Below are 995 nucleotides of genomic sequence, written 5' to 3'. Positions count from 1 at the left end.
CGGGTCAGTCAAGCCGTCATCGGCGTGCAAGAGACACCGTGCACGCGTGAGTTCCCGCGTCTTGTATGTGCCAGCCGAAAGCATCGCGTTCAGTTCCGCTCGTTCATCGGCAGACAGATCGACAGAGTACTGTTGAGTTCGTGGCATGGTCTACTTCAGAAGATTTCTGAATACTCGCTAGAGGCGCTCTACGTAGATAAAGCTAGCAGTTCAGGACTGAAGCCGCACTAGGTTTGGATAACTGTTCCCGTTGGCTTCGTACTGCGTCACAACTCACGGGTGTTGAAATAGGTGACCGACTACCATCGGTATCCACCAGTCACACTGCCTTCGGTGTCTGTACTATCAAATTTATAATTCACTGACAATATCAATAGAGATATTTTCCCTGTCCGAGGGTGCTACGGCGAAATCAGATTCTGTCTACTGGACGAGTGAAAGTCAGTCGTGAAGTGATTCTGCGACCTCAACAAGTGTTGACTGCGAGAACGGCCCGCTCACTGAGTATCTGAACTCGTCACTCTGCCACTGCAGAATGGCCTGATCACCGAACTCCACGTACGAGCCAGCGTGACCCGCGACAGATACATTTTCACCCTGAGTCGCTGACTGAGTGGCTGTGGACTGGCTGCTCCGTAGCGTTGGCGAATCGTTCACGTGCGTTGACGATACGGATGTCGTGTCTTCGGATTGCGTGGTAGTGACGTTCTCCAGGGTGAAGTCGCGGGGAAGGGTAGCTGGTTCGGGAGAGAAAGCCGGTAAGAACCGACCGTTTTAATTTTCACACCCGATTTGACATGCCTCAGTTAATTATAAAAAGATGTCTTACTTTTGTATCACCAACACAGGGTGCTGGTTTTTATAACACCTCAGCTTTGAACGTTAGTGTCGGCTGTTGAGTGAACGAAAAGATGGTCGATCTCTTGCATAAGGTCATCGACGCCACGATCATCGTTGTCTCGAACCCACGAGAGAAGGTTGTACACGGCTTCTTT

The 995-nt window shown here is 50.6% G+C and carries 1 protein-coding gene and 1 pseudogene; both read right to left on the bottom strand.

The window, feature by feature from the left end; genetic code table 11:
* Positions 1-441: 441 nt before the first annotated feature.
* The gene (locus tag WDJ60_RS18875) at positions 442-714 is read right to left on the bottom strand and encodes a DUF4367 domain-containing protein (RefSeq protein WP_417750483.1); all 273 of its coding nucleotides are present in this window, start codon (positions 712-714) and stop codon (positions 442-444) included.
* Positions 715-869: 155 nt separating this feature from the next.
* Positions 870-995 (bottom strand): annotated as a pseudogene (locus tag WDJ60_RS18785) (IS701 family transposase); the annotation flags it as partial.

The sequence above is a fragment of the Salinibaculum salinum genome (assembly GCF_037645885.1).
Classification (GTDB): domain Archaea; phylum Halobacteriota; class Halobacteria; order Halobacteriales; family Haloarculaceae; genus Salinibaculum; species Salinibaculum salinum.
Note: the sequence above shows the minus strand (reverse complement) of the source record. Positions and strands in the feature narration are given on the sequence as shown.